This window comes from Methanomassiliicoccaceae archaeon, assembly GCA_034928305.1.
GTDB lineage: Archaea > Thermoplasmatota > Thermoplasmata > Methanomassiliicoccales > Methanomethylophilaceae > VadinCA11.
In genome coordinates, this window is the sequence record JAYFOZ010000003.1 from 144649 (window position 1) to 153981 (window position 9333).

Annotated in this window: 4 protein-coding genes and 4 pseudogenes; all 8 read right to left on the reverse strand. The window is 54.4% G+C overall.

Features of this window, described 5'->3' with window-relative positions:
- Window positions 1-6 precede the first annotated feature (6 nt).
- Complete coding sequence (gene pylD / locus VB016_05880; GenBank protein MEA4978061.1) at window positions 7-813, reverse strand: 3-methylornithyl-N6-L-lysine dehydrogenase PylD; 807 nt, start codon at window positions 811-813, stop codon at window positions 7-9.
- The gene (pylC, locus tag VB016_05885; GenBank protein MEA4978062.1) at window positions 813-1973 is read right to left on the reverse strand and encodes a 3-methylornithine--L-lysine ligase PylC; all 1161 of its coding nucleotides are present in this window, start codon (window positions 1971-1973) and stop codon (window positions 813-815) included. Before pylC ends, pylD begins: the two co-directional genes overlap by 1 nt.
- A 1-nt stretch (window position 1974) precedes the next feature.
- Window positions 1975-3018, reverse strand: a pseudogene (gene pylB, locus VB016_05890) (methylornithine synthase PylB).
- Window positions 3019-3039: 21 nt separating this feature from the next.
- Entirely contained in the window at window positions 3040-3864 is an 825-nt protein-coding gene (gene pylSc, locus VB016_05895) for a pyrrolysine--tRNA(Pyl) ligase large subunit (GenBank protein MEA4978063.1), read from the reverse strand.
- Window positions 3865-4096: 232 nt separating this feature from the next.
- Window positions 4097-5485, reverse strand: a pseudogene (locus VB016_05900) (monomethylamine:corrinoid methyltransferase).
- A 167-nt stretch (window positions 5486-5652) separates the two neighbouring features.
- Window positions 5653-7038: pseudogene (locus VB016_05905) on the reverse strand (monomethylamine:corrinoid methyltransferase).
- A gap of 5 nt (window positions 7039-7043) precedes the next feature.
- Window positions 7044-7682: a cobalamin-dependent protein gene (locus tag VB016_05910; GenBank protein ID MEA4978064.1), complete on the reverse strand. Its 639-nt coding sequence runs from the start codon at window positions 7680-7682 to the stop codon at window positions 7044-7046.
- A gap of 2 nt (window positions 7683-7684) precedes the next feature.
- A pseudogene (mttB, locus tag VB016_05915) lies at window positions 7685-9178 on the reverse strand ([trimethylamine--corrinoid protein] Co-methyltransferase).
- Window positions 9179-9333: the final 155 nt, after the last annotated feature.

The window sequence follows — 9333 nt, forward strand, 5'->3', positions numbered from 1 at the left end:
CTACCTTCATTTCCTAGAAGTCACGCACTCGGCCGCCATTACGGCGGTACCGATATCCAAAGGATCGTGTATTATCGTGTCAGCTTTATCAACGCCTTCGGCGTCGAAGCTGAACGGGACCCCGGGCGACGATATCACCGCACCTTCGATGACCAGGCGCCCCGGTATCAGTCCGGGCGATGCGTTCAAAATATATTTATGGGACGAAATCGCCTTCTCGATGCTGGCTATTGCTGTTGCACCATATTCTGATGCCAGCTTTTCTGCCTTTCCGATAAGTACGTCGGTTATGCTGACCGTCGCGCCTTTGGACGTCAGTATCCTCACCGCATCCGTTCCGACAAGACCGGCGCCGACTACCAGAACATTCTTGCCCTTCAGTCCGCCCGCCGCGCCGTCCAGCGCTTCTGCGTATCCGGCCGCGGTCGCGAACGAGTTGTCTGAATACACTCCCGTCCTCCGGTTGTATGCTATATATCTGACATCATCGGCCGTAAACAGGATGTCCGCCTCCTTCTCGAGGGCCTCGTATATGCCGTCGATGTCCGTCCTGGATGTCACAAAGCTCCTGAATCCCATGGACTCCAATATCGCGCTTACGCTCTGCGAGAATCCGCCGATGACCCCGAGCCCCGCCGTGATAGGGACCGATGCCGTGACATATTTTGAAAGGTCGTACTTTTCCGGGTCTTCGCCGATCGCTCTGAAAGCCAGTGTCTTGAGGTCCATTCCGACCGCCTGACGGAGGTCCTCGCTGCGTTTCCTGGCCGTCCTCGGTATTTCGTCGATCATATCCTCGGTGAGCCTTGTCATCAGACCAGCTCCGGGCTTCCGTCGTCGAATGCCTTCGCTTCTGATTCGCATATCATGCGATCGCGTACCGCCATGCGTTTTCTGTCGGCGTCTGCCTCGTCGCGCCCCTCCGTTATGACCGTAGCATGCCATTCCGCCTTTCCCGGCTCATAGTCGGTTATCATGCGGTCGGACCCGAACAACCCTGCGCATATCCGGGGGTTCCTTATGTGTCCGAACTCCTTTTCGCCGCTGGTGCTCAAGATGCCGTTTCTGAAGACGTAATGTTCATAGACGCCGGCCCTGCGGGTATTTTTTCCCGATGGAACTTTGCCCATCGCGCAGTCCGCAAGCTCCTTCAGCAGGTTGATTCCTGAACCGGCGTCTATCGCTGCGGGAGTCTGGCTGGGGATCCTTGCATCGATCTCGAGGACCCTCAGCCCTCTGGGGGTGTCGATGGCCTCCATATCCATCAAAGCTTTCAGATGCATCAGTTCGGCTGTCTTTCTGCAAACGTCCCTGAACATCTCGTCCTCCTCATGAGAGATGATATCAGGGTTGCATCTTACCATCTTGCAGTCATATTTCCTGTCCAAGACAACTTCGGTCGTAACATATGCGCGTGCCTTCTCGCCGTTACCGATGGCCTCGATCGAAATACTCCTTCCCGATACAAATTCCTGAACGATAGGGACATCGTTGAGTTCGCTGACCTTTCTCAATCCGGCCTGACGTTCCTCTTCGTTTCTTGCCGCGGTTACGCCGACGCTCCCGCTCTGGCACGATGGTTTGACTATAACTGGGAAACCGCATTCGGGCCAAGGTCTCGGAAGAGGCACGCCCGCCTTGTCCATAAGTATATTTGAACGCTCTTTCGAGCAGGATATTTCATACGACTTCATGTCGAAAAGCAACGGTATCCCTGTGCCTTTGAGTTTCAGGTCCAATAGCTTGAGCAGGTCCAGCTCCTCGCATGCCGGGATCACTGCATCGCAGTCGGAGAATATCTTCATTGCCGAATCCGGGTCCTTGATAGGGTCCATGACGTGAGCCTCGTCGGCAAGTGAAAGTGCCGGTGCATACGTTTTTCTGTCTATTACGACGGTCTCGTATCCCGCCCTCTTAGACAGATAGACCGCTTCCATGCCCTGGAGGGCACCGCCTACTATCGCAAGTCTCATCCTAGTGCCTCCTCAGCTCCGCCTTCTTGCCGTCCATGAACGACTGGAACTCGGCGTTGGTCGCAGGGCGCTTGCCGATGTCGTCAAGAATTTTGAACACATTGTCGACGGAACGGTTTCCGTTCTCTATGTCCAGTTCATGCTGTGCCACGCCGGCGAGTTTTCTGTTCGGGGGGACGATGGATGTTATCAGATTTGCGCCCGCATTTAGCCTGTCGACCATGCCCGATATACCTTCGACATCCAATGTTGCCGGAATTATACGGTCAGGATACATTATCCTCATTATCGCAATGGACAGGAGCTCGTTCGTCGAGTCGGTCGCGTTAAGCGTTTTCATGGGAGTGCCCTCCTGGGGAACAAATGTCATAGCCCTTATCTGCTCGCAACCCTGCGGCCCCATCCTCATAACGAAATCGGCACGGTCATCGACAGATTCTCCAAGCCCTACCATCATTCCGTCCTCGGTCAGCATACCTGATTCTTTGGCCCATCTCCTGACATCGATACGTGTCTGATAGTCCTGCTCCAATCTGAGCTTCTTGAAGAGTTCCAGATTGTATGTTTCTTGATAGCATGCATACCAGTCGGCCCCTGCCTCCTTCATCTTAGGGAACGTTGCCTTGGGCACCGCGCCCGGCGATACCATTATCCCGATATCTACCGCATCTCTTACGGATTGAATGACATTTATCAATCTGGCACATTCGTCCTTGTACATCACGGGGTCCTCGCCCATCGTGAGATCGGCCAGATTTATGCCTGCATCCCTCAGATTTTCAGAGAGCTCGACTATCTCCTCCGTGGACTTTCTGTACCTCTCCAGTCCGCTGGTCCTCCTGAAATAGCAGAACGAGCAGTTGTTTTTGCAATATGTGGAAAAGTAAACGAAACCGTAAGTGAATATCTTCTTACCGTATTCCCTGTCTCTTATGTTTCGGGCGGTCTCGAAGAGGATTTCTTGTTCTTTCGCATCCGCGTTAAAAAGCCTTACAACATCGTCGTAAGTAAGCCCCTCCCCGGCCGCTGACCTGTCTAATATTTCCTGTACATCCGTAAAATCACCTCAGTCTATTTTGCGTCCGTTCATATATGTCAGGCTGCGCCCGGTCTTACGTACGCTGTTCTTTCCGTTTTTCATGGCCAAGAGACGTTCGAGGCCGAAGCCTATCCCGCACCATGGCTCGTGAATATCGTGTGCCGCATCCAAGATGTGCGGCCCGACGGCGCCCGATGCCACCTCTACGCCATCGACCTCTACGTCAAGCGTTTCCACGTAGACGTCCGATTCCTCGCGTGCCGTCTCGTACTTCATCCCTACAGTGTCCATCACAATATCGATGAACTCTCTGAGATCGGCCACCGGATCTTCTATCTGCCCCTGCTCGACGAGATTCAGCATCGTGAATTCTTCCAGGTGCCTTCCGCTGTGGGATTCTTTTCTGAAGCACGATCCTATCTCGAAGAACCTTATCGTATCGTCGGTGTGGTCTCGAAGCTTCCTCATGTAATAGTAAAGATTGGGTGCCAGCATCGGCCTGAGGCACCTCTTGCTGTCTATGAAGAAAACTTGCCTGTAGAGCGGGTGGTCTTCTGTTATAGTCATCTTGGCCAGCGCTGCCTTGGATATTATCGTGGGAGTCCTCACTTCGACGAATCCGGCATCCATCAGCGCCTTGCTGAGCTCCCTCTCCAACTGGACGAGGTCGTGCCCGCGCGGATTTGAAACCATATCCTTGATAGCGGCATCGTTGGCAGACATCTCGGCCGCCATAAGTTTGGTGAAGGAGATGTCCCTCTCGGCTGCGTCAGAAAATTCTGAAAGGTCAACAGGGCCGTCGCCGTACTCTCTGAGCTTTTGTATTTGCGATTCTGTGTAGCGAACGACCATTTGATCACTTTATTCCGTTGATGGCGAGAGACCGGGGTGTCGATCCCCGCTAGCGAGGCTCTAGAGGCCAGCTGGTCGCCGGACCGTCCCCCACGCGCAAGTAGTTTACCTGTAAACATATAATAACTATCTAAACTATTGCATTTGTCCATCTAATTGTATTTGAACTTATGCATTCCAATATTAATAAAATGCGATGTGCCAGCTACAAAGAATGAAATCTTTTGCGGCTTCAATATATGCTCATATCCAGGCCGCAACGGCCCATAGTGCGGACTGCCCTGTTGTATACGTTGATGTAATCATCGGTAGGGAGTATCGTGTTAACATCATAGCATTCCTGAAACCGCTTTCCCGCCGGCGCATGGGAAAAGTCCCGTTCATAGAGGCCGACCAGTTTTTTTAGAACTTCATTCACTTCGGCCACGTCCATACCTGCCGTGGAACCGGCGACCTCCCCCATCATCCTGGCCTCCATTCCGGTAGTCCTGTCCTGAGTGACCCCTTTTGATGAAGCCACACCGGAGATCAATTCCCTGCCCGACGCAGTATCGGTCATTGACTGTGCGGCCGTTTCCAGCAGGCACATCTCTGTACAGGGCCCTGCCAAGGTGTAGTACTGGTTACCAAGCAGTAGATTGGTGTTTTTGTCCAATGCCGCGCAAGCGTGGGCCGCGATCTGCAGAGTCTCCCTGGTCGTAGTGGTCCCCCATCTGATATGAATCGGACCGTCCAGATGTATATCGCAGTTGAACAGCGCAAAAGAAGCTATCATTGTTGCCACATCGCATATGGCCGTCTCCTCCTTACCGCCGGAATAACCGCCGAAGATCGGCATCTGCTCCATCATTATCACATCACCGTTGGCGACCCAGCCGGCTATCATGTTCAGACCGGACATGTCTATTTTAAGCTCGTTGAGCTGGGATACCTCATGTGCGTCGTGGGGTTTGAGCCCGAACTTTGTTAGGTCCGAACAAAGTCGTCCCGCGGTGGACAAGGGAGTCTCCGGGCCCTATATGCCGAGCCCGGGCCTGCCCGCCATATTGGCAGCCTCTCTTACGAATCCTATCTCTGCCAATGTGGCACGTATCTCCCAGGGAGTGTTTGTGATCGAAGGATGTTTTTTGATGGTGTTCAAGACGCCGCTCACCAGCACATCGACCGTTGCTTCCTGTGCATAGGACTGCATCATAGGTACGAAAATATCTTCCGATACAGGAGCGCCCGTCGGACCTCCTTCGATGATCGGAGGTGTACTAGGATTGCCGCGCCTGGGTACGCAGGAGACCTCTTCTTTGCCGGATCCCAGCTTGATACTTTTTGGCGACCGTCTTATTCCCTCGTATACCTCTTCTTCGGATATCTGCAGTGCCCTTCCGATATCGGTATTATAGAATCCGGTCGTGCAAAGCATCTCCACTCCGGCCTGGAATAGTCTGTCGCAGAGATCGTCATCATCGGGAATTATATCGTCAGAGAAATTGATATCGTATTTTTCTCTCATTGCCATGGCGTTCGTCGGCACTATAACGTAGTCCCAGCTGTCCTCTCGCACCCTTTTGCCATTATGGAAACGGTCATAGGAGTCGTAGACGTCCAAGTATTTTTTTGCAACCATGAATATGCGCCCTTATATCCTGCCGATTACTTTAACATACTGTTAAGGGGGCCCGCCCGAAGCGGAGGAAAAACAACTTAGCAGCCCGGGCAGGCATATGTGCCAGATTTGGCAATTATATAAAAATGTTTCCAGGCACGGGGCCTGTAAGATGTTTAGGTTCGAAATCAGTGCTTTATATCGAGTCCGAAGTCCCTGAGTGCCTTGACGGCGCCGTCGTACACCTGGAGGTACTCGGCGGTCGGTCTGACCGTAAGTACGTCGTAGCACTCCTGGAAGGTCTTTCCGGCGGGTGCACTGGTGTATTTGGCCTCGTATGTGGGCACGATCTTGGCGAGGATCTCATTGAGGTCCGAGACCTTCATGCCGGCGGCCGCTCTCGCTGCCTCTCCCATGATCCTGGCTTCCATTCCGGTGGTCTTGTCCTGGACGACACCTTTTGCGGCGGCGGATCCGGACAGGAGCTCCCTACCGGAGCCGGTATCGGAGATCGCCTGTGCGGCGGTCTCGATCAGGCACATCTCCGTGCATGGTCCGGCCATAGGATAGTACTGGTTAGCCAGGAGCAGGTCGGTGTTGGCATCGATTGCTGCTGCTGCGTGGGCTGCGATCTGCAGGGTCTCTTTCGAGGTCGTGGTTCCCCATCTGATATGGATGGGTCCGTCCAGGTGGAAGTTTCCGCTGAACAGTGCGAACGATGCAAGTGTGGTCGCAACGTCGCATATCGCGGTCTCTTCGATCCCGCCGCAGTATCCGCCGAAGATCGGCATCTGCTCGACCATTATGGTGTCGCCTTCGGTGGTCCATCCGGCCAGCATGTTTAGGCCGCACATGTCCATCTTAAGCTCGTTGAGTTGCGAGCACTCGTGCGCGTCGGTTATCCTGTGGCCGGCATTGGTCATGTCGGCTGCGAGGCGTCCTGCCTCGGACAACGGGGTCTCGGGTCCCTAGACACCTAGTCCGGGCCTTCCGGCCCTGATGCGTGCCTCTTTCGTGGCACGGAGCTCCGCCATGGTTGCACGAATTTCATACGGGGTGTTGGTCTTGGCCTTCTTGCCCTCGATGGATGTGTATACACCATTGACGAGATTGTCGATGATTCCTTCCTGGGCGTATGACTGCATGACCTGTACGAACACTTCCTCCGATATGGGGGATCCGGTGGGACCTCCCTGGATGATGGGCTTTACAGGGCTGTTGCCGTGCCTGGGGTAGAACCTTGCGATGTCCCTCCCCTCTCCGAGGATCAGTTTGGTGGGAGTCTTCTTAATGCCTTCCCAGACTTCCTCTTCGGTAACTTTCATGACACGTCCGAGGTCCTGGCAATAGTAGCCTGTGTCCACGAGCATCTCGAGTCCCGCGTAGAACAGATTGTTCATCGTCTCCTTGTCCTCAGGGATGGTCTCCTTGCCGAAGTTGAGCTTGTACTTGTTCTTCAGCTTGGTCGCATTCTGAGGGATGACGGTGTAGTCCCACTCGGATTCGGGCACCTTCTTGCCTTTGATGAACCTGTCGTAAACGTCGCAGACTGTCAGAGGTCTTGTCGCTGCCATTCAAATCACTCCACGAGGGAGGCGACAAGGCCTATGATCTCGTTTGCGGTCTCGGAATATCCATCGGCGTGTATCTCTTGGGCCCACTCCCTGCTGCAGGGAGCGCCTCCGACCACGCACTTGTAGGGACCTTCGACCTCTTTGATCGCGTCGACGAGCTCCTTCTGGATCTCGAGGGTCGTGGTCATGAGCGCCGAAGCGCCGATGACCTGCGCCTCGTTCTCATCGGCCGCGTCCAGGAAAGCCTGGGGAGATACATCGCATCCGGCATCGATTACATTGTATCCCGCTCCCTGGAGCATTGCGACACAAACGTTCTTTCCGATCTCATGGATGTCTCCTTCAACGGTTCCCATGACGACTGTGCCTTTGAGCGATCCCTCGCCCTTGGAAATCAAGGGGAGGAGTATCTCGAGTGCGGCGGTCATCGTCTTGGATGCCGCGACGACCTGAGGCAGGTATATTTCTGCCTTGTCGAAGCGTGCACCGATCTGCTCCATGCCCTTTCCGAGCCCGTCGCCGATTATCTCGGCGATCGTCAGTCCGGCAGCAAGGGCCTCTTTCGTGGCGTCCTTTGCCTTCTGGGGGTTCCAGGTTTCAACCGATTTCTTCAAATCTTCCAATATTATTTTTTTGTCCGCCATTATTAAGCACCTTTTGCGAATGCCGCGTCTGCCTTCTTAACTACCTTTTCCATCTCTTTGAGCTTGTCTTCGGGTATCTGGATGACGACGTGGTTCTTCAGGACGTCCTCGACGACCTCGTGAGCGACGGTAGCGAGGTCTTTCTTGCCCGCCTTCTCCCAGTCGCCGAGCATGTCACGGTTGATGACCATGGGGTCGGAGGGGAGATCGATGTTTTCCATGGTGGAGGGGTGACCTATGAAGTCGTTGCCTACACCGATAAATTTGATCGCTTCCACTGCGAGGGTCTCCTCGTTGACGGGGACACCTTCCATTGCCTTCTTGACCATTGTGATGATGTCATTGTCGATGACGAGCTGTTCGAACGAGAACGTCATTCCCAGCTCGAGCATTCCCGATCCGTAGAGCGTGTTGGCGCCCGCGAGTGCCGGAAGGAGAGCCGTCATGGTCTTCTCGTGTCCAGCCTGGTCGTCGGGGATCTTGGCATCGGACTAAACACCGGCAACGAACACGGGCAGTCCGTAGAACTGACCGAGCTTTGCGACAGATGCGCTTATGAGTCCGAGCTCAGGGGATCCGACAGGTGCGGTTCCGCGCTTCAGGTCGAAGGTCGTGGTGGAGCTTCCATACCAGACCGGGGCTCCGGGAGCTACGATCTGGGACAGTACTATTCCGGCAAGGACCTCTGCATTGTGAGTAACGAGGGTTCCTGCGAGGTAGACCGATGAGGATCCGCCTGCCATCGCCATGCTGAGAACGTTAACCGGCACTCCGTACCTGGCACCCTGCATGATTACCTGAGCGGCGTTGTGGCTCAGCTCCAGCGGGCTGGTGGGGCATACGAGCATGGAGAAGATGGGCTTGTCTTTGGCCATTTTTGCATCTCCGCCGTAGTATGCGACGGCCAGGTCCCAGTAGAACTTCACGTTTTCTGCGACTGGGTCTATGTGGTGGAAGTGTTTGGATGTGCTCTTCAGAGAAGTGAGCATCTCGTGGACGTCCTGAGCTCCCTTTCCGGCCCAGTTCCTAGCGGAAACAGGCAGAGAGAAGTAGTCGATGTTCTCGGCCCAGTCAACGAGCTTTGCGCAGTTGGCGAGGTCGGTCTCGTCGGAGTCGGTCGTCTTGTATTTTCCAGGGCCCTCATACCTGCAGACCTGGATACCAGTTCCGAAGCAGGTGAAGTGCACACGTCCCTTGTGCTCCTGCTCAAGGGTGTTCTTCTCGTCCCTTCCGTACAGGTAGAACTTGGACGGGGCGGTTGCGAGAGATTTGCGTACGAGCCACTCCGGGATTTTGACCATCTTGGTTTCCATGTCAACGTCGCATCCGGCCTTTTTGAAGACCTCAAGGCCCTCTTTGTCGGATACCTGTACACCATAGGTAGACAGGACGTCCATGGTTGCATGGTCGATCTTCATAATGTCGTCCTCTGTAAAGAGTTCGAGAGTAACTCCCTGATGGGATTTTTTTCCAGGGTAGTGAGTAATTGTTGTCATTTTATTCCTCCTTGTATGTCGGGCGGGGCCCGACGGTTTGTTCAGCCTTTCACCTTTGCGACCATCTTGTTGACGCAGTCGGTGGCGTTCTCCGAATAGACGTCCGCCCCGATCTCCTCGCACCACTGCTGGGTGACCGGCGCTCCGCCGACGTT